Annotated in this window: 3 protein-coding genes; all 3 read right to left on the bottom strand. The window is 45.5% G+C overall.

Features of this window, described 5'->3' with window-relative positions; translation table 11 throughout:
- Positions 1-46: 46 nt before the first annotated feature.
- From M2353_RS01600 to M2353_RS01590, 3 genes are read right to left on the bottom strand one after another with little or no spacing between them, the layout of a single operon-like run.
- A complete protein-coding gene (locus tag M2353_RS01600; RefSeq protein ID WP_284724810.1) occupies positions 47-3,880 on the bottom strand; it encodes a non-ribosomal peptide synthetase in 3,834 nt (1,277 codons plus the stop codon).
- A gap of 44 nt (positions 3,881-3,924) precedes the next feature.
- On the bottom strand, positions 3,925-14,616 hold the full coding sequence (locus tag M2353_RS01595) for a non-ribosomal peptide synthetase (RefSeq protein WP_284724809.1): 10,692 nt from the start codon (positions 14,614-14,616) through the stop codon (positions 3,925-3,927).
- 19 nt (positions 14,617-14,635) lie between these two features.
- Positions 14,636-25,351, bottom strand: coding sequence for a non-ribosomal peptide synthetase (locus M2353_RS01590; RefSeq protein ID WP_284724808.1), 10,716 nt, complete (start codon positions 25,349-25,351; stop codon positions 14,636-14,638).
- Positions 25,352-25,382 lie beyond the last annotated feature (31 nt).

The following is a 25,382-nucleotide window of genomic DNA, read 5'->3' as shown; positions in this document are numbered from 1 at the left end:
TTTTGTTAGGCAGGACTGCAAGGCTGCATCCTGCCTAATCTAAAGTTTACAAGACTCGTTCTCTATTTGTTTGATTGACAATATGTTTGATCAGCTTTGCATTTTGAGCTGCATATTCTTTATGTTTGAACATATCAGCATGCCGGCCATAGCCTTGGTATTGGGTAAAAGATCCGGCCGTTGCCTGTGTCCACTCTTCCATCCAGTCCGGGATCGCTATTTGTTCTTCAGATTGGATGAACGTAATATCTGCCTGTATTTTGCCTTGATTCACCCCCTTAACAAACGTTTCATAGTAGGCGCGCGTCTTTTGGGCAAGCGCTTCTTGAACGATCTCCCCTTGAGCAAGTTCGCTTTGTTTCGTTTGATGAACAATCGCTTCAATATCGTCATCAATGGATCGCCCTTCTAAATCACTTTCTCCAATTTTCTTATAGGAATCGATCATGATGACCTTCTCGACTGTCCGTCCTCCTTGTTCAAGCGCTTGAACAAGCTCAAAGGCGAGGTAACATCCGCCTGAGTACCCCATCAACGTCAGCGGCCCTTTTGGCTGAAGGTGCTGAATATGCTGAACGTACTGCGCCATTCGGTTATTCGTTTCAATAAAATCAAAGGCGATCAACCGGACATCATCAAGCGTTTTTGCTGCTTCCTGATAGATAAAGCCGTAGCCTGGTAATGGCGGAAGAGCAAAGACTGTTGATGTTTGAGATTCATTGAATACAAGATAGCCAGCGGTTTCCCCGTCCTGATGCTGAATATAATGACTAAGCGCTTCAATCGTCGGGGTCTCAAACAACAAATGGATCGGCACCTGAACCTCAAACTCTTTTGATACTTTGGACAAAAGAGACATCGCTTTTAAAGAATGTCCGCCAAGCTCAAAGAAATGGTCATCTGTGCTAATATCCTCTCGTTCAAGTACTTCCCGCCACATCACCAACAGCTTTTGTTCCACTTCATTTGCGGGCAGTTTCACACGGCGGTTTCCTTGCGGTGCCTCTGGTTTTGGTAGCTGGCGTTTATCAACCTTCCCGTTTGGCGTAAGTGGGAGGTTCTCCAGTTCAATCAGCTCATGAGGCAGCATATAAGCTGGAAGACGCTCTTTCAGCCTTGATTTGATGTCATCGAGTTTGCCTTTCCATGCATCATCACACGTGATGTAGGCAAGCAGCCTTGTATGATTGGTTTCATCATGATCCGCTAGGAGTACAGCTTGTTTTACACCTGGGTGCATGAGTAGATTGGCTTCAATTTCTGTCAGTTCAATTCGGTGTCCTCGAATTTTTACCTGATCATCAACTCTGCCTGCATACTCAATCAGACCGTCTTCTCGAAAGTAAGCTAAATCCCCTGTGCGATACAGACGCTCACCCGAAGCGAAAGGATGAGGAATAAACACTTGTTTTGTCAGATCAGGACGATTCAAATATCCTTTTGCCAGTCCTTTGCCGCTCAGACAAAGCTCTCCAACCATTCCAATCGGCTGAAGCTGCCTGTGCTCACTTAATATATAAGCGCCCGTCTGGTTGAGCGGCTTCCCAATTGGAATAGAATGTGCCTCTAAAGGAATCGCTTCATCTATCGGATAATATGTGGCAAAAACCGTTGATTCGGTTGGTCCGTATACATTCAACAATCTGCCTTTTCCCATCACATCAAAGGCTTTTCTCACATGCTGAACCGATGCCCTCTCTCCCCCAAACAGTACCTTACGCACACCGCGCATCCAGTCTGTTCCTTCATCAACGAGAAGATGGAATAAAGCGGTTGGAACAAACATGACAGAAATATGCTCTCCTTTTATCAGCTCAGTGAGCTTCCCCATATCTAAAATGGTTTCTTTTTGCGGCAGGACAAGCTTTGCTCCGTTTAAAAGCGCACCATATACATCAAATGTAAAGCCATCAAATACGCTATTTGATAACGACAGCAATGTATCTGTTTCTAAAATGGTTAAATAATTCGTATTTTTGACCACCCGGGCAATATTGGAATGGGTCGTCATGATGCCTTTTGGCTGTCCGGTTGTTCCTGATGTATACATGATGTATGCCGTATCATCTAAACCTGCTTCAAGTGGCAGATTCTCTGAGCTCATCAGTAAAATTTCTTGATCATCTGCAAAAAGATACGTGCCATCAAATGCGAGTGACCTCGTCTGACTGATAAAGGATGAATGAGTCAGAAGATGCGTCGCTCCGCTGTCTTTCAGCATATATTGGATACGGCTTTCTGGATAATCTGGATCAATCGACACATAGGTGGCACCTGCTTTTAAGACAGCGAGTAAGCTGACAATGAGTTCAGGTGTCCGCTCTGCTAAAATGGCGGTCACCGTTTGATGATTGACCCCATTTTTTTGCAAATGCCTTGCCAGTCGATTGGCTTGTTCGTTCAGCTCCGCATATGTCATCGTGTGATCACCTGCTGATAATGCCACTGCATTCGGCTGTTTTCGAACATTATGTTCAAACCACTTTGTCAAATAAAGCTGATCATGCTCCAGCTCAGGTGCATTCCATTCCTCTAACATTCGCTGCTTTTCCTGCTTAGTCACAAGTGTCAGTGTATGAACTGACTGATCTGGATGTTTGATGGTCCCTCTGATCAAAAGGGTCAGCTGATCCTTTAATTTATGGACAAATGCAGGATCAAATGCACGCTGATTAAAGGCCAGCTTCAGCTGCAATTGTTCCCCAGGTGATGCAAGTAAATTGAGATCATAGTTCGATTTTTCATAGACATTCATGTCTTCTACTGTAAAGCCAAGCAGTGACTCCTGCTCGTCTTTCTTTGCAGCAGGGACATTCTCAAACACCACAATATGATCAATGAGCTGCTGCTGACCTGCTTTAGCCTGAATATCATAAATCGGGATATATTGGTGCGGTTCAGCCGCTAAAGACTGCTGCTGCGTCTCTGATAATAGAGAACGGAACGTCATTTGGTCTGTCAGCTGAATTCGTCTTGGAATGACATTGATGAACAATCCCACCATTCGGTCCACACCAGCCAAATCTGCCGGACGTCCTGACACAACCGTTCCAAACAACACATCGTTTGAGCGCTGATACCTGCTTAGTAAGATAGACCAAACCGATTGAAGCGCACTGCTTAACGTGGCATTCTGCTGCAAGGCTAACTCTGATAAAGCAGCTGTTTCTTCTTTACTCATAGCCCATTCGATTTCGCCTAATTCATGCTCATTTGTTTGCTTTCGCTGTTCTTTAAAAGTCGATTGCCCCTCAAAGCCCGCCAAAGATTGCGTCCAATATTCAAGTGAGGCTTGTTTATCTTGTTTTTCCAGCCATTGAATATATTTTTTATATGGCTTGACTGGCTCCAGCCTGTAAGGGATGTCATGCAAAAGTGCATGATAAATCGCAAACAATTCCTTTACAACTAGGCCAAAACACCAGCCATCTAGAAGGATATGGTGATAGCTCCATATCCAGCGATAGCTTGAAGGACCCGTTTGAAAAACAGAGGCCCGCATGAGCAGATCCTTCGAGAGATCAAATCCTCTTAGCTGATCCTTTTGTTTAAAACGATCGATACGTTCAATCTGTTCACTTTCAGAAAGATCTTGTATGTCCACAATATCAAGCTGGAAAGGTCGATTCTTTAATACAACTTGGACAGGACGCTTCACTTTTTCGTGGAGGAACACGGTACGAAAAATATCGTACCGTTCCACGATGATATTCATGCTTTTCTCAAGCAGATCAGACCGAAGTGTCCCCTTCACGTTCATATCCATTTGTTCTACATAAAAGCCTTTTTCTTGATGATGGAGGGTATGAAACAGCATTCCTTCTTGCATCGGTGACAGATAGTACATATCTTGAACTTGATCCCTTTTAAATTGACTCATCTATTTCATTCCTCCTTTCCTTCTTCATGACTGATCTAGTGGTGTTAGGTCAATTTCTCCTCTAGCATGTCAAAGATATCGTCCATTTCATCCATTTCAAGGTCTGTAGCCGAGAAGTCACTTGGCGTAAATTCTCGCTCTTGATGCGCTAAGCAATGAGTGATGATGGATCTGATTTTCTCCTTCAACAATGCGATGAACTGCTGTATCGTTTGTTCTTCATATTCACTTGCACAATATGAGCACGACAGAATGAATTGATTGTGCTGAACAAGACCGCTGAGGTTCAGCTTATAAACAGCTTCTGATTCAGGGCTTGCTTGACGGCCCATATCATAGGTTGAGGGCCCAAAGAGTTCTGTCGTCACTTCCTGATCAATCTGCCCGAGATAGTTCAAGCTGATTTCAGGCTGCACGTGTTTGACTGACGGTTCGGATGGTGTCATGTATCTTAAAATACCGTAACCAATCCCTTTATTCGGTACACGTCGCAGCATCTCTTTCGTTCCTTTGATAGCGTCTGCAATGGTCTGATTCGGCTTCGCTTCAAGAACGACTGGATACATGCTCGTAAACCAGCCAACTGTGCGGGATATATCTAATCCTGATAAAATGTCCTCTCTTCCATGACCTTCAAGCTGTACATGTACATGAGATTGACCTGTCCATTCCTGAACGGCCAGCCCGAGCGCACATAGAAGAATATCATTCATTTCTGTTGTGTACGGAAGATGGATATTCGTTAACAGATGCTCGGTTTCTGCTTCTGTCAACTGCATTTTGACCGCTTTCGTATCCGCGACTTTTCTTTCTTTTACTTCATGGTCAACAGGTAAAGTCGTAAACGGTCTATTTTCAATCGCTGCCCAATACTCCTTCTGGTTTTTTAGCAGCTGTGACTGCGCGTATCGTTCAACCGCTTCTGCCCATTCTTTGAAAGAGTGCGTTTTTGGCGGCAGAACCATCGTTTCTCCTTTTTCTGCCTGATGATAAAGAGACATAAAGTCTTCTAGTAAAATCCGGCAAGAAACGCCGTCAATCACAAGATGATGGGTGATGATGAGTAAGTGATCACCGTTTTCTGTATGGAAACAAATCACTTTCATCAATGGACCTTTTTCAAGATTCAGTTGACGCTGATACTCATTGGCGTATGTGGAAATCGCCTGTTTCACATCTTGCGCTTTTGAAACATCACAAGAAATAATTGAAAATGGTTCTGTCAGCTCCCGCTGGTTGTATTGCAGAATGTCACGCTCCTGTCTGAACACCATGCGCAGTGCATCATGATGTGAGAGCAGTCTTTGCAGAACTTGTTCTGTGACAGCCAAGTCAAACCCTTTTGGCGCATGAAGCATCATTGAGAGATTCCAGTGGTGCTGGTGATCAAAGTTACGCTCAAAGAACCAGCGCTGTATCGGTGTTAAAATGACCTCTCCTTCCACAGGTGATTGATCAGCTGTGAGAAGGTCCGCTTCTTCGATATATGGGCGAAGCTCCGCAATCGTTGGATATTGGAAAAGCAGTTTCATATCGAGCTTCCAGCCCTCTTGCGTGAGTCTGCTTGCCATTTGGATGCCTTTAATCGAATCTCCGCCAAGGAAGAAGAAGTGGTCGTGAATACCAACTTGGCTGACGCCAAGCACATCTTCCCAAATGCCGCAAAGCAGTGCTTCCACCTCATCTCTTGGGGCTTCGTATGCTGTTTGATTCGCTTCCATATCAGGTGCTGGCAGTGCTTTGAGATCCACTTTGCCATTTGCCGTCATCGGCAGTTGGTCTAGCTTGATGATCCATGATGGCACCATATATTCAGGCAAGGTGCGCTTTAAGCCTTCTTTCAAAGTGGCCGCTTCTTTATCTGTGATGACGTAAGCGACAAGAGCGTCTTGATCACTTGCGTCTTTGACCGTTGTCACGACGGCTTCTTTCACTTCATTTAGCGCAAGGAGCTGCGCTTCAATTTCTGATAGCTCAATCCGGAATCCGCGGATGTTCACTTGATGGTCTTTTCTACCGAGGTAGATCAGCTCGCCATCCTCTGTCCATTTCACCAAGTCGCCTGTACGGTACATACGCTCTCCAGGATAAAACGGATCCGGGACAAACCGTTTGTCCGTTTCCTCTGGGAGATTCCAGTAGCCTCTTGCCAGTCCTTTCCCCGCAATCACGAGCTCACCCGGTACGCCTTGCGGCGAGAGGTCATATAACGAACCCATAATGTAAAAACGAGTATTGGCAATCGCTGTTCCGATAGGAAGCGTGCCTTGATCTGGATCAATGATCCCGCTTGTCGCCACGACCGTATTTTCTGTTGGGCCGTAGTTATTGACGAGTTTGTATGGAACGGGCTTCACCTGTTTCAGCTTGTCCCCGCCTGTCAGTAAGTAACGGAGAGAATGATTGTCCATCGACATAAACTGCTCACATAGCTGTGTTGGCAGGAACGCAATGGTAATGCCTTCGTCATTGAAATACGTATTGAGCTTGATCATATCGAGGCGAATCGCTTCGTCGATGATATGGAGCTCTGCGCCGGCGATCCACGTCGGGAACATCTCCCAAATGGAGGCATCAAAGCCAAAGCCGGCATATTTGGCGGTTCGGTCTTGTTTCGTCACCTGGAAAGCATCATTGTGCCAAAAAGCAAGATTGACAAGAGACTGATGCTCGACCATGACACCCTTCGGCTGTCCAGTCGTTCCAGATGTGTAAATCATATAAGCGAGATCCGTTGGTTTGATAGGAACATGAATCTCGTGTGCTTCTCCTTCTACTGCCTCTTCTATGAAGAGGGTATGACCTGTGAAAGAAGGTGGTGGAGTGAGCTCTTTCTGAATCAGAAGGACCTTTGCCCCGCCATCTTCCAGCATGTAGGCAATGCGCTGCGCTGGATAATCGGCATCAATAGGCACAAATGCCGCACCTGCCTTGAGAACTCCGAGAACAGCGGCTGTCATCTCAAGCGATGGACGCGTGAGAATGCCGATGCGGTCTCCCGGTTTTGTGCCGCTGGAAATGAGTCTTGCGGCGACTGTATTCGCCCGGTTGTTCAGTTCTTCATACGTCCAGCTTGTGCCGCAGAAAGTTGCGGCTTTTTGATGAGGTACTTCCTGTGACTTCGCCTCAATCAATGCATGAACCGTTTGATCTGTCGGGACATTTAGGACAGGTCCTGACCAATCATCAAGCAGATGTCGCTCTTCTTCTTTTGTTAAGATGGAGATGGTCGAGATCGACTGATTCAATTTCGCAAGCATTTCGTCTATGATTCGCTCAAAATATTGACTCCATCGCTGAATGGTACTCTTTTTAAATAATGCCGCTGCATATTCAAAGCGCAAGCCCACTTGATCTTGTTCCTCAAAGACACCGAGCGTTAAATCAAATTTTGCCTGAACGGCTTCTTGCTGTTTGTGCGAAAGCGTAAGTCCATTCAATTCCGGTAACGTCAGATCACGCTCATCCGTTGTCATCATGACACTAAACAACGGGTTGCGGCTCGTGTCTTTCGGAAGGTCTAACTGCGCGACCAAATCCTCAAATGGGAATCCTTGATGTTCATAAGCTGATAGATTGTGATCTCTTATTTTTTCTAGCAGATGCTCTGCAGTTTCTTCTAACTGAATGTCATGTCGAAGGGCCAGTGTATTCACAAACATGCCCGGAATCCGTTCGATTGACGCATGTGTACGTCCAGCCGTTACAGCCCCTATGACGATGTCATGCTGCCCAGTCAATTTATGAAGGAGAATGGCAAAGGCCGTTTGCATCACCATGTTCAAGCTCACATTTTTTTCAGCCATGAGCGCTTTGATATGCTGCGCCTTTTCAGCAGACAGCCATCTATCAACCCGGTCTCCTGCAAATGACTGCACGCTAGGCCGCGGGAAATCAAGCGGAAGTGCCAAGTCTTCTGGCGGCTGTGCATATTGCTCCAGCCAATACTGCCACTGTTTTTCAAGTGCTGCTTGCTGCTCTTCCTCTTGCTGCCATACCGCATAATCCTTGTAGTGCAACTGAACTGGCGGTAACGTCTTATGCTCATACAACTCCGCTAATTCTTGAATAAGTAGCCTGCGTGTCACTCCGTCTGCGATGATATGGTGCATATCCATCATGAACACATATTTGTCATCAGACAGCTTTGCCACTTTCGCCCTCATTAGAGGTGCTTGATGTAATGAGAATGGTGTCATGAAGTTGTCTACGACGGATTGTACCTGATCGCTTTCTACTTCAACCATCTGTAACGTAAACGGCACACGGCGATAGATTTTTTGGACGGGACTGCCATCAATTTCAACAAAGGCTGTCCGCAATGACTCATGTCTATCAATTAAAGCTTGAATCGCTCCTTCTAGCTGCTTCAGATCAAGGTTTCCTTCCATCATGAAAACGGCTGGCATATGGTAGGTGACGGATTCTGGATGCAACTGCTGTAATACGTACATTCGCTTTTGTGCGGAAGAGACTGGATAGAAATCTTGCTTTTCCGCTGGCTGAATGGATGTGACGAGCGAAGCATCAGCTTCTTCCAAATAGGCAGCTATCGCCCGTATCGTTGGCTTTTCAAAAAGAACCTTGAGTGGAACATGCTGATTCAGTTTGGCTTGCATTTTCGAAATGAGCACCATGCCTTTCAGAGAATGCCCGCCTAATTCAAAGAAATGGTCATCAATGCCGACTTTTTCAATTTCAAGAACATCTGACCACATATCACAAAGCGTCTGCTCAAGCGCCGTTTCTGGTGCTGCATGTGCCGTGCGGTTCATATGTGCCTCATGAGGAAGCGGCAGAGATTTTGCATCTACTTTTCCGTTTTGTGTCAGCGGCATATGATCCACTTTGACAAAATAAGTAGGAATCATGTAATCCGGTAGTGTCTCTGAAAGCTTTTCTCTAAATGTCAGCGTTCCAATGTGATCAGGTGCTGTATAATATAACGCCAGCTCCGGTAAACGAGTTGTAGTGATCACTTTGACATATACTTTTTGAATGGAAGAAAGGGCACGTGCGGCATGCTCAATTTCTTGTTTCTCAATTCGATAGCCGCGAATTTTCACTTGATCGTCTACTCTTCCAAGGAATTCAATCTCCCCATTTACATGCTGTCTGACCAAATCTCCCGTTCGATACATCCGCTCTTGAGGGAAATAAGGATTTTCAAGAAAACGCTCCGCTGTTAATTCAGGCTGATTCAAATAACCTTTTGAAACACCATCACCTGAAATGTAGAGCTCACCCGGTGCACCATAAGGAACAAGGCGCTGCTCGCGATTGCATACGAGCGCTCTTGTATGAGCAATAGGCTTTCCGATGATAGAACGCTCCTTTAAAGCGTCCAGTTCATGCGGTGTCATTAGCTTGCTCACTGTACCAATCGTTGTTTCTGTCGGACCGTAATGGTTCATCACTGCCACGCATGGATGCTGCTTCATAAATGTCTCAACATCTTCAGAGACAATCGGTTCTCCTCCCAATACCACAAGCCGTAAAGCGTCAAATGTATGACCCTTCGAATCTGCCATCATATGAAATAAGGATGGTGTCATTTTGATATAAGTCAGCTCTTGTTCATCAATAAAACGCATGAGACGTACAGGGTCTGTATACACGTCTTCACGAGGAATATAGAGTGTCCCGCCTGCTTTTAGAACCGGGAAAATGCTTGTGTAACCAAGGTCGTATGCATAAGAAGACAGGAGTGCCGTTCGATCGCATTCTTGTAAAGTCACTTCATGTGTCAACCAATTGACGTAGTGTGATAGATTACGATGCGTGAGCTGTACACCCTTTGGCTTCCCTGTTGTTCCAGATGTGTAAATCACATAAGCCAGTTGATCAACCGATACGTCTGGCAGGTCTAGAGAATCGTTTCGTTGGACGGCTTTCTCCACATGTACGACCTGAATCGACTTGAGATGCTGATACGAATCGCCAAGAGACTCATTTGCCACGATGACTTTTGCCCCTGAATCTTTTAATGTGTAACGAATACGTTCCGCAGGAAAAGCTGGATCAATTGGTACAAATGCACCGCCTGCTTTCATTACACCTAGCATGGAGACAATGACATAGACAGAGCGATCAAGAATAAGTGCGACTGTGCTTTCTTTCTCTACGCCTTGCATCTTCAGCTCACTGCAAAGAGCATTGGACATGTGATCTAGTTCACGGTAGGTCAGCTTCCTTTCACCATCCATCACCGCAATGGCATCAGGCGTTTCCATGGCTTGACGTGAAAATTGCACATGGTACGGCTCATGTTGACCTGTTTGTTCTCCATCCCTTTTCTCCAGCCGCTCCATTTGCTCATGCTGATCCAAGAGGTTGAAGAAGCCAATTTGTTCATTCGGATGCTGGACCGCCTCACGAATAATCGCAAGAAGATGTGTTCCGAATCGGCGGATGGTTTCCTCTTTAAATAATGCCGTTGCATAGTCTAGGCTTAGTTTTATTTCTCCCTCACGTTCAAATGCTTCTAGAGACAGATCAAATTTGACGGATCGGTGCTGCATTGCATAAGGCGAAATGGTCAGATCGCCGAGCTTTAGTGCAGGAACATCCATGTTCTGCATATTAAACGAAACACTAAAGAGCGGGCTTCGGGTTGTATCACGATCAAGCGGTAGACGCGCGATTAACTCTTCGAGCGGATAGCTTTGATGTGCAAAAGCATCTACACTCGTTTCTTTTATTTCTTCAAGCAGCTGTAAAAATGACTTTGTTTGTTCCGGTTTCCCGCGCATCGCAATGGTATTGATGAACATCCCTGGCATGTCCTGAATACCTGGATGTGTTCGCCCCGCAACAGGAGATCCGACAATGATATCTTCCTGTCCGCTGTAGGATGCGAGCAGCACTTGAAATGCAGATAACAAGAACATGTACAGTGTCGTATCTGTTTTCTTGAGCAGTTCATGAATACGCTGAGTTGTCGCTTGATCACAGCCAAACATCACCCGTTCTCCAGAAAAATCACGTTCCACTGGACGCGGAAAGTCTGTCGGCAAATCTAAAACCGGTACATCTCCTTCGTATTGCTTCAGCCAATACGCTTCATGTGCACGCTGTTTCTCTGTTTCTTCTTCACTTAACTGCCAGACAGCGTAATCTTTATAATGAATGGCTCTTTCTGCAAGTGCCTCTCCATTATAGGCTTTCGCCAAATCCTGAATGAACGTCTTCATGGAACTGCCATCTGTAATCAGGTGATGTGCTTCCAGAACTAATAGATGACGATCATGACTCACTTTGAGCAGCTGTGCCCGTAGGAGGGGAGCGGCTGTCAAATCAAACGGCGCCTGACGTTCAGCAAGAAATGCCTCGGCCTCTTCTTCCTTTACATTATGGACAGGGAGGTCAAATGCCGCTCGTTCATGTACCCTTTGGACGATGTTCTCGCCTTTCATATGAAAACTCGTTCTTAAAATTTCATGCGTTTGAATCAACTCATCAAATGCTGAGGTGAGCCGCTGATGATCGAGCGTACCTTCAAGCGTTAAGACGATCGGAATATGATAGTTCGTACTCTTAGGTTCAAGTGTTTGTAAAATGTATAAGCGCCGCTGAGCTGGTGACACTGGATAGTTCTCCGCCTTCGCTGCGGGTAAGATCGGATGTCCTTGTTCTTCTTGACCGTCCTGGTCAATGTATGACGCAAGCGATCGAACCGTTGGCTTTTCGAATATCACTTGAATCGGAACTTCCTTTTGGAACACTTCTTGGATTTTGGCTGACATCATCATTGCTTTGAGTGAATGTCCGCCAGTCATGAAGAAATGCTCATCTATTCCCACCGCTTTCCCAAGCAGTTCCTCCCAAATTTGAGCAAGCGCCTTTTCCGTCTCGGTTTCAGGTGGAATGATCCTGATTTCTTCACGATCAGCTTCGTCAGGCGTTGGTAAAGCTTTCCGATCGACCTTTCCGTTTGCGGTAAGCGGAAAAGCATCTAGCTTCATGACGTGATGGGGTACCATATATGCTGGCAGTGCTTGATTGAATAGAGCCCGCACCTCTTCTTCTCTGATCGTTCCCGTATAGTAAGCGGTCATTTCTTTTTCTTCTGAAGGAGACTCATGGATGAGCACAACCGCATCATCGATCCCCGTCTCTTGTTGAAGAATCGTTTCAATTTCACCGAGCTCAATACGGAAACCACGGATTTTCACTTGATCATCTGTCCGTCCGAGGAATTCGATTTGACCATTTGAACCGTACCTAGCCAAATCTCCTGTTCGATACAAACGCCCTTCTGCCTTGAAAGGATCAGCGATAAATGCTTGCTTTGTTAATTCTGGACGATGGAGATATCCTCTTGAGACACCGTCTCCGCCAACATACAGCTCTCCTGGCGCGCCAATTGGCTGAAGTCTTTGATTGTCATCTAAAATGTAAGCGGACGAATGATTGATCGGCTGACCAATTGGAATCGTGCCCGTTTCATCCCCTCTCACCTCATAAATGGTCGAGATGGTGGTGTTTTCTGTTGGGCCGTACGCATTCAGTAAAACAAGTGATGGATGATTTTTCTTCACAAGCTCTGCACTTTTCACATTGATCACATCACCGCCTGTGATCAATTTGGACAATCCTTTAAACATATGCGGTCGCTGCTGAGCAAGTTGATTAAACAAACCTGTCGTTAAAAAGAGCGCCGAGATTTGATTCGTTTGGATAAAGCGTTCAAACCGGTTGATGTCCAATAACGTGTCACGGTCAACAGGATAAAGCGTTGCACCGTTCAGCAGTGTGGTGAAAATTTCAAAAGTAATGGCATCAAAGCTGACTGCTCCTGTATGTGCCATACGATCCGACTTGTTCAAGCCCAGTGTCTCCTGAGAACATGCCAATCTGACAATATGCTGATGCTCAATTTGAACCCCTTTTGGCTGGCCGGTTGACCCCGACGTGTACATGATATACGCCAATTGCGAAGGAGAGGTCTCGACTTCAAATGGTCCGTTTGACTGATTGGATATGTCCGACACACGAACGGCTTGGATACTTTCATGAACTGGCGGCTGGCTGTCCGCATAGAGCAAAACGGATGCGCCGCTGTCTTCAAGCATAAAGCGGATTCTCTCCTCTGGCTGGGCTGGATCAATTGGTACATAAGCAGCCCCTGCTTGAAGAATCGCTAAAATGGCGATCACTGCTTCAGCAGATCGATTCATATACACTGCGACGGCATCTTCTTGTTTCACTCCGCTATCAATCAAATATCCCGCAACACGATGGATTTCTTGGCCGAGTTCTTCATAGGTGAATGCCCGCTCTCCTTCGACTAGCGCCAGATGGTCTGGCTGCGTTTGAATGCGTTCTTTAAGAAGCTCAGGAATAGACAGATGCTTTGGATAATCTCGTTCTGTCTTGTTCCATGCTTCAATCTGCTGTTTTTCTTCTTCGGTGATACACGTCACGTCATGAAGGCGAACTTCCGGATTCTCGATGATCTGCTTCATGAGATTAGTGAGGTGTTTCGATATTTTTTCAATGACCTCTTCTTCAAAAGCCACCGCATTGTATTTGATTTTCAATGTCCATGTTTCACCTGGATATACGAGGACATTTAGATCGAAATTCGTTTGTTCAAATCCGTCTTTTACATCAATGGAAAACCCTAGACGTTCCGACATGGTGTCACCAGATAGCTCTTGATCTAAAGGATAGTTCTCAAACCCGACCAAGTGATCGAAGAGTTGTCCTCCTGCAGCTGTCTGTTGCTGAATATCATAAAGCGGCATAAAATCATAGTTTTCCGCTTCCAGCGCATGCTGCTGAACTTTTTGAAACAGCTGTTTGAAGGTGTCTTCCTGATCCATTTCTACCCTGACCGGTATTGTATTGATAAAAAGCCCTGCCATCTGTTCTATCCCAGCCACACTTGGTGGCCTGCCAGATACGACTGTTCCGAAAGTGACATCATGTGCCGCATGGTAAGTGCCTAAAAGAACCGACCAAACAGCCTGGAATAGATTTGGTGCTGTCACTTGGCAATTCCTTGCGATCTCTTGAATGGTGCTGACCATTTCAGCATCCCATGTGAACGTCCATTCCTGATGGTCATATTGTCCGTTCGTTTCTTTTTGTTGCAAAAGCCCTTGATGCTGAACCGCACCGTCTAAGCGATCCTTCCAATAGCCTTCCGCTGCTTGTTGATTTTGCTTGCCAAGCCACTGAATATAATCTGCATAAGGTTTTCCTTGTGAGCGATCCGGCGTTTTGCCGTTCCGATAAGATTCGTAGTAATGAAACAATTTTTTCATCAAAACTCCCATGGACCAACCATCCATGATGATGTGATGGTTGCTCCAAATGAGATGCCAGTTTGTTTCATTCAGTTGAAAAACAGCGACCTTCAATAACAAATCATTCGTTAAATGGAAGCCTTGCTTTCTCACTTGCTTTTTATATTGATCTAGTACCTTTTGCTGTTCCTGATGGTTCAGGTGAGATAGATTCTCTCTATACACATCTAGATTGCGCTCTGCCAGTACAACCTGTCGCGGCTTCTGTAATTGCTGATAGACAAAGGCTGTACGGAGAATGTCATATGTGCCGATGAGCTCATTGAGACTTTTTTCAAAAAGATCGAGATCAAACTCCCCTCTTATTCCAAGCTCCAGCTGTGTGAAATAAGAGGACGAATTAGGGTCTAGCATGGCATGATATAACATGCCTTCTTGCATTGGTGTTAAAGGATATACCTTTTGAATCTTCTGTTTGCTCATAGTCCACCTCTTCGTTTGCTTAAAATATATCCATTAGCTTTTCAAGTTCATCCATGGTCAGGTCATCGTCTCCTACATCACTAGGCGTAATTTGCGCTTCATCTTGTGATACACAATGTGAGATGAGTGCCTTCACGTTCTTTTCTAAAAGGTCCTTGAACTGTTCCATCGTCTGCTCTTCAAATTCAAGCTGGTGATAGGACATCGTCATATGGAACATGCCCTGTTCTACGAAACCAACAATATCTAATGCATGAGGTTTCTCTGATTCTGGACTTAATGATTGACCTGCCTGCCAAGTGGATCGACTTAGTTCACCCCCGCCAATCTGTTCATCAAACTGACCAAGATAGTTAAAGCTGATATCTGGCGTGACATCAAATGCGAGACCGTCCTTCATTTTGTCAGGCGTTAAGTATTTTAAAACGCCATAGCCGATTCCCTTGTTCGGAATGTGTCTGAGCTCTTCTTTCAAAAGCTTGATTTGATACGAAAGATCCTCCGCATGCGACAAATCAAGCAGCACAGGATACATGCTCGTAAACCAGCCGATGGTCCGCGACACATTGACCGCCGGAAGGATGTCTTCCCTTCCATGTCCTTCAAGGTGAATAAAGTGTCTGTCTTCTCCTGTCCACTCTTTCAGGGTCAATCCTAAAGCGGTTAGCAAAATGTCGTTGATTTCCGTGTGGTACGCCTCATGTACTTCTGTCAGTAGGCTGCGTGTTTCTTCCTCAGACAGCGTAAAGCGAATGGTTTTTGTATGCAGCATTCTTTGATCCTCTGTGACACGATCCTTTTGCAGAGGTGCAGTTAAATGCCCAAGTACCTTTTTCCAATAGTCCCTTTCTGCCAGCAGCTCATCTGACACTGCGTATTCCGTCAACTTCTGGGCATATGCTTGGAATGAATGTGTTTTTTCAGGAAGTGTCAGCTCCTCCCCGCGCTTCGCCTGCTCATAAAGAGCCATGAAGTCTTCAAGGAAAATACGCCATGACACACCATCAATGACAAGGTGATGTACAACGAGCAATAAGTGATCTCCATGATCCGTACGGAAAATCGCAGGTTTGACTAATGGTCCCTCTGTTAAAGAAATACTCACCTGCACTTCATTTGCCAGCTTTTCTACCTGCTCGATTTGCTGTGATCGTTCTCCTTGAACTTCTACCACGTCTACCGCTACATCGTTTTCGTCTACTCCACGATGACGCTGGATGATGCGTCCTTCTTCTATCGGATAAACCAATCGCAAAGCATCATGATGGGTCATCATCTGCTCGAGCACTTGTTTGACAAGCACTTCATCCAAACCATTTGCCGCATGGAGCATAACAGACTGATTCCAATGATGTTGGCTGCTGAAGTTCCGTTCAAAGAACCAGCGCTGAATTGGTGTTAAAATGACCTCTCCTTCGACAGCTGACTGATCGGCTGTGAGAAGGTCCGCTTCTTCGATATATGGGCGAAGCTCCGCAATCGTTGGATATTGGAAAAGCAGTTTCATATCGAGCTTCCAGCCCTCTTGCGTGAGTCTGCTTGCCATTTGGATGCCTTTAATCGAATCTCCGCCAAGGAAGAAGAAGTGGTCGTGAATACCAACTTGGCTGACGCCAAGCACATCTTCCCAAATGCCGCAAAGCAGTGCTTCCACTTCATCTCTTGGGGCTTCGTATGCTGTTTGATTCGCTTCCATATCAGGTGCTGGCAGTGCTTTGAGATCCACTTTGCCATTTGCCGTCATCGGCAGTTGGTCTAGCTTGATGATCCATGATGGCACCATATATTCAGGCAAGGTGCGCTTTAAGCTATCTTTCAACGTATCCGTTTCTTTATCTGTGATGGCGTAAGCGACAAGAGCGTCTTGATCACTTGCGTCTTTGACCGTTGTCACGACGGCTTCTTGGACTGAATCCAGCGCAAGGAGCTGCACTTCAATTTCTGACAGCTCAATACGGAATCCGCGGATGTTCACTTGATGGTCTTTTCTACCGAGGTAGATCAGCTCGCCATCCTCTGTCCATTTCACCAAGTCGCCTGTACGGTACATACGCTCTCCAGGATAAAACGGATCCGGGACAAACCGTTTGTCCGTTTCCTCTGGGAGATTCCAGTAGCCTCTTGCCAGTCCTTTCCCCGCAATCACGAGCTCACCCGGTACGCCTTGCGGCGAGAGGTCATATAACGAACCCATAATGTAAAAACGAGTATTGGCAATCGCTGTTCCGATAGGAAGCGTGCCTTGATCTGGATCAATGATCCCGCTTGTCGCCACGACCGTATTTTCTGTTGGGCCGTAGTTATTGACGAGTTTGTATGGAACGGGCTTCACCTGTTTCAGCTTGTCCCCGCCTGTCAGTAAGTAACGGAGAGAATGATTGTCCATCGACATAAACTGCTCACATAGCTGTGTTGGCAGGAACGCAATGGTAATGCCTTCGTCATTGAAATACGTATTGAGCTTGATCATATCGAGGCGAATCGCTTCGTCGATGATATGGAGCTCTGCGCCGGCGATCCACGTCGGGAACATCTCCCAAATGGAGGCATCAAAGCCAAAGCCGGCATATTTGGCGGTTCGGTCTTGTTTCGTCACCTGGAAAGCATCATTGTGCCAAAAAGCAAGATTGACAAGAGACTGATGCTCGACCATGACACCCTTCGGCTGTCCAGTCGTTCCAGATGTGTAAATCATATAAGCGAGATCCGTTGGTTTGATAGGAACATGAATCTCGTGTGCTTCTCCTTCTACCGCCTCTTCTATGAAGAGGGTATGACCTGTGAAAGAAGGTGGTGCAGTGAGCCCTTTCTGAATCAGAAGGACCTCTGCCCCGCAATCTTCCAACATGTAGGCAATGCGCTGCGCTGGATAATCGGCATCAATTGGCACGAATGCCGCACCTGCTTTGAGAACTCCGAGAACAGCGGCTGTCATCTCGAGCGATGGACGCGTGAGAATGCCGATGCGGTCTCCCGGTTTTGTGCCGCTGGAAATAAGTCTTGCGGCGACTGTATTCGCCCGGTTGTTCAGTTCTTCATACGTCCAGCTTGTGCCGCAGAAAGTTGCGGCTTTTTGATGAGGTACTTCTTGTGACTTCACCTCAATCAATGCATGAACCGTTTGATCTGTCGGGACATCTAGGATAGGTCCTGACCATTCATTAAGCAGTTTTTGCTGCTGCGCTGGTGATAATAATTGCATCTGATCTAATAGTTGATCTGGTGCTGACACCATTTGTTCGATCAAGTAAAGGAAATACTCCTTCCACTTCTCAATCGACGAACGTTCAAAGATAGAAGAATTAAAATCAAACACAAGCTCGATTTGATCGTCAGATTCGTTTCCAGTTAAGGTCAAGTCAAATTTTGCTATGTTCTCATTGAACGGCTGTGGAATAATATCAAGTCCATCCATCGACAGGTTACGAATATCTGCATTTTCCATCGAGAACACCACATCAAAGATTGGATGACGGCTTGTGTCGCGAACCGTTTGTACTTGGTCCACCAATTCTTCAAATGGGTAAAGTTGATGTTCATTTGCCTCTAACACAAGCTCATGAACTGTTGACGCAAATTGAGAAAATGTCTGATGTCCTTCTGGTTTTGTTCTGAGTGCCAGCGTATTCACAAACATGCCGATGACTGATTGAATATCAGGATGGGTTCTGCCCACCACTGGAGAACCGATCATGATGTCTTCTTGTCTCGAAAGCTTGCTTAAAAGCGTACTGTAGCAAGCAAGCAGCACTGTATACGTTGTACTGTTGAGTGATCTAACCAACTCATCCAATTGCGCTTTAAGCGCACCGTCTATAGAGAATTCGACGCAGCCCCCTTCAAACGTCTGAACCTTTGGTCTCGGAAGATCCTCAGGCAGCGCCAAAACAGGCAGTTCTCCTTGTAATTGTTCCAACCAAAACGCCGCTTCTTCCGCTTTTTTCACAAGAGATTCTTCACTGTTTGACCAAACCGCATAGTCCTTATATTGAATAGGCAATTCATCAAGTTCGTCTCCTCGATACAAGATCGAAAGCTCATCAATTAAAATACCGACAGACGCACCATCTGAAATGATGTGGTGCATATCAATCAACAGATAATGAACACTCTCCGATTCAGACACAAGCCCCACTCTGAGCAGCGGCGCTCTTCCTAAATCAAATGGACGGATAAAATCATTCATTAATTGCTGAATGTCTCGGCCATCCCCTTCGATGTTTTCAATGTTCACAGAAACATTCGTTTCAATTCGCTGAACAGGTTCACCCTGAACGAAGTCAAAGCTCGTACGGAATGCTTCATGACGATAAACAAGCTGGTCAATGGCTTTTTTAAATCGTTTTTCATCAAATACACCTTCAAGCTTTAAAGCAGCTGGCATATGATAGCTCTGCTCGGCATCTGTCATTTTTTGCAGAACAAACAATCTTTTCTGAGCAGATGTCACTGGATAAAAAGCCGCTTCTTCCGCTTTCTCCACTCGCCTGATTTCAGTTCGATCTGTTTGATCCACCGCAAGGGCAAACGCCTCTAAAGTGGGTGATTCAAATAATGTTTTCAACGTACATTCCACATGCATCTCTTCATAAAGCCTGTTCAGCATTTTCATGCCGCGCAGTGAATGACCTCCGCATTCAAAGAAATGATCATGTCTGCCGATTTTCGGCACTTCAAGAACTTCCTGCCAAATGTTTGCCAATATACGCTCTGTATCTGATTGAGGAGGGACGTATTCATTTGCCGCCTGTTCACTTACATCAGGTACCGGTAATGCCCGTCTGTCTACCTTGCCATTCCCCGTTAGTGGCAGCTCGTCTAATTGCATGAAGAAAGCTGGCATCATATAAACAGGGAGTTCTCGTCCTGCTTGCTCACGTAAATCCGACAGCGGAACAGCACCTTCTGCTGTGAAATATGCACACAATGTATCATTTGATATCGCAATGACAACGGCTTCCTTCACCTGCGGATGCTGCAATAGCTGGTGTTCAATTTCGCCAAGCTCGATACGCTGACCTCGAATCTTGACTTGGTGATCTATTCGTCCAATAAATTCAATATCTCCATTTGACAGCCATCGTGCGAGATCGCCCGTTTTGTACATGACTTCACCAGATCGGAAAGGATTTTCAACAAACTTTTCGCTCGTTAACTCTGGTTGGTGATAATACCCCATGACCAGTCCATCACCTGCAACACAAAGCTCTCCAGCAACTCCCGGCGGCTGCACTTGTCCAAACTCATCGACAATATAAACAGCCGTTTGACTCACCGGCTTTCCGATCGGAATCGATAGTGCTTGTTCTTCAATGTGATTCACCGGATAATACGTTGTGAAAATCGTGCTTTCAGAAGGTCCATACATATGAATAAGTTTGTCTTCTCCAACCGTTTCAAGCGCTGCCACAACATGCGGCACAGAAGCACGTTCCCCGCCAAACAGCACTTTTCTGACGTTTTTCAGGCTGCCTTTTTTCATATCAATCAGTAAGTGAAATAGAGCGGTCGTGATCATTAAAATACTGACTTTTTCCTTCTCAATCGCGCCAGAAAGCTCATTCATATTTAAGATGTTATCCTTTGGCATAACAATGAGTTTCGCTCCGTTCAATAAAGCGCCAAACACATCAAACATAAATGCATCAAATACATAGTTTGAAAGGCTCATCACCGTGTCATCATGATGAATGGTGAGATAATTCGACTGCTTCACTGTTCTCAAAATGTTCCGGTGCGTCACCATGTTCCCTTTAGGTTTGCCTGTCGTACCAGATGTGTAGGTCAAATTCGCCAAGTCCAAAGGCGAAACACATACAACTGGATTGCTCTCTGACTGCTGATCAACGGCTTGATCTTCTGTTTCTATGATTTTCCCTTCAAACGCAGTAAGCACAGAACGATGACGCAGCACCTGATGGGTCAGGACAAACTGTGCACCACTATCTGTCAAAAAGTGCTTGATACGTTCATCAGGGAAGTCAGGATCAATTGGCACATAGACACCGCCAGCCTTTAGCACAGCTAAAACCGACAACACCATCTCATTGGAACGTTCAAAGAATAAAGCCGCTTTCATCCCTTTTTCAAAACCATGTTCGTGTAAATAATGAGCCAGCTGGTTCACTCTGCGATTCAGCTCTTGATAAGAAAGAACCTCATCTTTACATTGCAAAGCAGGCTGATGACCATGCTGATGTACTTGTGATTCAAATTGGGTCACAATGGTTTCTTCCGCAGGATATGGCGTAGGTAACGGGTTCCACATCTTCAATTGAGCCGCTGCCTCTTGTTCAGACAGTAAGCGGTATGATTGAATCGCTTGCTCCGGCACTTCGACCATCTGCTCCAGAAGATAAACATAATGCTTGAGCATCTGCTCGGCTGTACTTCGTTTAAATAACGCCGTACTATAATCGAGAACAAAGGAAAGACCATGACTTGACTCCATCGCTTGAAGTGTGAGATCAAACTTTGCAATATGGAAATTGGTTTCCTCGACTTCGACTTTCATCTCTCCAATATGCTGGGTTGTTGAATGATCTGGCGTCAGAGTAAAGACCGTATCAAACAATGGATGGCGGCTAAAATCTCTTTGCACATTTAGCTTTTCAAGCAGCCGCTCAAATGGATATTGCTGATGCTCAAACGCCCTCATCGTCTTTTCCTTTACTTGCTCAATCAACTGTGTCATTGAACCGTTCGGATCTACCTCTGAACGTAAAGCAAGTGTTTGGACAAACATGCCGATCATGTCATTCAAATCTGCATGCACCCGGCCTGCTGTTGGCGTCCCCACCACAAACTCCTTTTGACCTGTGTATTTCGCAAGCAATGTATAGTAAGCAGAAAGCAACACGGTATACAGCGTCGTATGATGATTCGCTGCAAGCTCCTGCAAACGGCCTGTTAACGTCTCATCGATGTTCCTGAGAACGCGATCCCCAGCGAAAGACTGGACAGCCGGACGCTGATAATCCGTTAGCAGCTGCAAAGCAGGGATATCTCCTGAAAATTCTTTCAGCCAGAATGCTTCATCTATTTGACCGCCTTGCTCTGCCTGTTGTTCTTGCCAAACAGCATAATCTTGATATTGAAGCTTCAATGGCGCTTTCACTGATCCCTCATAAGCGTTAGACAGCTCACGCAGCATCAAATCAATTGAAAGACCATCTGAAATCAGATGATGCATATCGAAATAGAGAAGATGCTCCTGATCATGTAAAGACTGTAGCCCAACACGCAAAAGCGGAGCCTGCTCAAGATAAAAAGGTCGGACAAATTGACGCATGTTCTCTTCCATCGTGCTGCCTGTCACCTGTTCTATTTGAAATGGAACGGATGAAGCTACCCGCTGACGAGGGACTCCTTTGACTGTATGAAAAGAAGTGCGTAGCATATCATGACGTGCGATCAGTTTTTCAAAAGCTCCCTCCAATTTCTCTCGTTGCAGCGTTCCTCTTAATTTCACAACGGCAGGCATATGATAGGCGATGCTCTGCTCCAACTGAGTCACCATATAAACACGCTGCTGCGCTGGTGACAGTGGATAATCGGCGGCAGTCGGTGCTTTCGGTATGACCACTTGTGAAGACTTTTCCGCTTGTTCAATATAACCAGCAAGTGCTGCAATCGTTTGCTGTTCAAATAAAACAGATAAAGGGACCTCCACTTGAAAAGCCCGCTGAACGAGTGTAAGAACTTTCATCGCTTTGAGTGAATGCCCGCCTAGGTCAAAGAATGAGTCGTACACACCTATGTTCTCTTGATGAAGAACGTCTTCCCACAAACGAACAAGCTTCGTTTCTACATCGTTTCTAGGCGCTACATAAACAGCACTGACGGCCTTGTCTCCTTTTAATGCAGCAAGCGCACGCCGGTCGACTTTCCCGCTAACTGTCAGTGGAAATGCCTCAAGCTGCTTGAAATAAAGCGGCATCATATAAGCTGGCAGCTGATGTTTGATAGCGGCTTGCAGGGTGTCCACAGAAAGAAATTCTTGTCGTGCTTGATAGTAAGCACTTAAAGCCTTTCCACCGTCCGGTTCATCCACGACAAGCACGACAGCCTGATCGACTCCGTCTACCTGCTCCATGACTGCCTCAATTTCACCTGTTTCGATGCGGTAACCTCTTATTTTTACTTGGTCATCTATTCTTCCAAGGTAATCAATAGTGCCATCTGGAAGCCATCTCACTACATCACCTGTGCGATACATCCGGTCTTCAGGAAAAAATGGATCTGGTCTGAATGCCTTCTCCGTCAATTCAGGCTGATTCACATAGCCCCGTCCAACTCCTATTCCCGCAATGCATAGTTCTCCCACAGCTCCCTGCACCTGTAGTTGTTCATGTTCATTTAAAATATAAATCCGATGATGGCCCAATGGCTTTCCAATTGACACATAGCGCTGTTCTGGTGACTTCTGCATCTCACTGAGATCTAGACGGTGAACCGCCGCATCCACACACGTTTCCGTCGGACCATACACATTCCACAAGGCAAAATCGGGCTGGCTGACACGCACAGCTTCAATCAGCGCCTGCGCTGCTTTCGCAGGGAGTGCTTCTCCCCCAATCAGCATGTGAGTCAGTGCAAGCCCATCCAAATCCGCTGCAAGTAAAAGCTGCACATGTGCTGGCGTTCCATCTGTTGCTTCAATTTGTTGTTCTTTGTAATAAGCCGCTAGCTGTACACCGTTTCGTGTCGTTTCTCTTGGCACAATATGAAGCGTATGTCCAAATAAAAGAGCAGCAAAGATTTGTTTAACAGATGCATCGAAATGGAATGGTGCAAGAAGCGCCACTTGAAGCTGATTTGCCCCCTCATACACTTCGTGATGCAGGGCATGAACCAAATGATGCAGCTGAAGATGCTCGATCATCACTCCCTTCGGCTTTCCAGTCGTACCCGATGTATAAATGAGATAAGCCAAATCCTGTGATATCGTCTGATCGATCAGCTCAGGCAGCGGACGATCTTCTAATTCCATATGCTGCTGGACAACCATTTTTTCGGCAATGGATGAATATCGCTGAACAAACGATTCTTCTGTTAAAACGATAGAAGCACCAGAATCTTCTACAATAAATTGAATGCGTTCCTCAGGTAATGCCGGATCGATCGGTACATATGCACCGCCAGCTTTTAATATCCCCAAAATGGCAACCATCGCATCTGCCGTCCGTTCCATTAAAACGGCAACTGGTACATCACACGAGACACCTTTCATCTGTAAAAACCGTGCCAGTTTGTCCGCTTTTTGATACAGCTCTCCATAAGTGAACGTTCCATTTTCCGCTACCACAGCTGCTCGATCTGAATACTTTTTAGCTACCTCATCAAATAAGTGGTGAACTGGTTTCGCTCCTGGTAAATCAAATGCTTCTCCCTTAGATAATTGAAGCAGCTGCTTTTGTTCATCTGCTGGCAGTAAAGAGAGAGCCCCAATCAGCTGATCTGGCTGAGAGACTGCCGCCTCCAGCAAAATCATCAATCGATCAAACAGCTTACTCATATCGTCTTCACTAAATAGATCTGTACGGTAATCCAAATCAATGGTCAATGTATCTGTATCCCAGCGGTCTTTCACATGAATCGATATATCATTCATTCCGCTTCCACTAAAAATCGGCTCCGTAATGAACGAAAGATTCTCTTTTTTCTGCCACTGCATGACCTGATACTCTAAAGAAATATCAAACAGGCGTCCTGTAAATCCATCTCTTTCCCTTAAATCATTCATGAGCACATTGTAAGGATATTTTTGATGACGCAAGATCTTCATCTGATCCGCCATGACCTGCTTCACGAAATCAAGAAACGTGAGGGATCCTTGCACAGATGCGCGCATCGGAATGGTCGACACAAACATCCCAATCATCTTTTTTTCCTTTGCATTTGTCCGATTGCCCATAAAAGTGCCAAGGACCACATCCTCCATGCCGCTAAATCGGTGCAAGTAAATATAGACAGCGGACATAAACATAGAAAGCATACTGACTTTCTCTTCTTCACAAAAAACGCGAAGCTTCTCCTTTAAAGCATCTGGAATATCCCCTGAAAATCTCTCCGCATGTAAACTCATCTCGTAACCTTTATGCGGTGTTAAAGAAGCGAAATCTGGAATATTGGCAAATTGCTCGTTCCAAAAAGCTTGGTCTTTCTGAAAACGTTTAGAAGATTCATACGTTTGCTCACTCATGATGTGATCAACGAAGGAAATGTCTTCAATTGGGGAGATGTCTGTCCCCTCAAGCATGTCATGATATAGATCAATGATTCGGTTTCCCATCAAGATAATTGAAATACCATCAGCCACAATATGATGCGCTTTACAGAACAGCCAGCACTCTTGATCACTGATTTGAAAGACCGTAAATTCGATTAAGGAACGGTCAATCAGTTCCATCGGCTCACGAATCTCCTCGTTCGCCCACGCCCTGATTTCCTTTTCACTCCATCCTTTCACCAAACGAATCGGCTGTTTTTCATATGGCTTGATATATTGAACGGGCTCCTCCTGCTCATGTTGATACACCAGCCTTAAACGAAGAGAATCAGTTTCACGAATGTACGCTTGAAGCACATCAACGATCAAAGAAGGATTTAGACCTGATACCGATCTTAACTTGGCAAACCCACCCAAATTAGAAATACTTGTGCCTGGATAAAATCTTTCCGTGTAGAATACTCGCTTTTGCGCATGTGTTAAGGGGTAATAAACTGTACTCATTCTTATCCTCCGCTCTTCTATGTTTTCTCCA

The organism is Bacillus aerius, from assembly GCF_029894105.1.
GTDB classification, from domain to species: domain Bacteria; phylum Bacillota; class Bacilli; order Bacillales; family Bacillaceae; genus Bacillus; species Bacillus altitudinis.
The sequence above is the reverse complement of the archived record's forward strand: the minus strand, read 5'-3'. Positions and strand labels throughout refer to the sequence as shown.

Bases quoted from the DNA above. Each gene is read 5' to 3' on its own strand.
- M2353_RS01600 (WP_284724810.1), bottom strand. From the start codon at position 3,880: ATGAGTCAATTTAAAAGGGATCAAGTTCAAGATATGTACTATCTGTCA.
- M2353_RS01595 (WP_284724809.1), bottom strand. From the start codon at position 14,616: ATGAGCAAACAGAAGATTCAAAAGGTATATCCTTTAACACCAATGCAA.
- M2353_RS01590 (WP_284724808.1), bottom strand. From the start codon at position 25,351: ATGAGTACAGTTTATTACCCCTTAACACATGCGCAAAAGCGAGTATTC.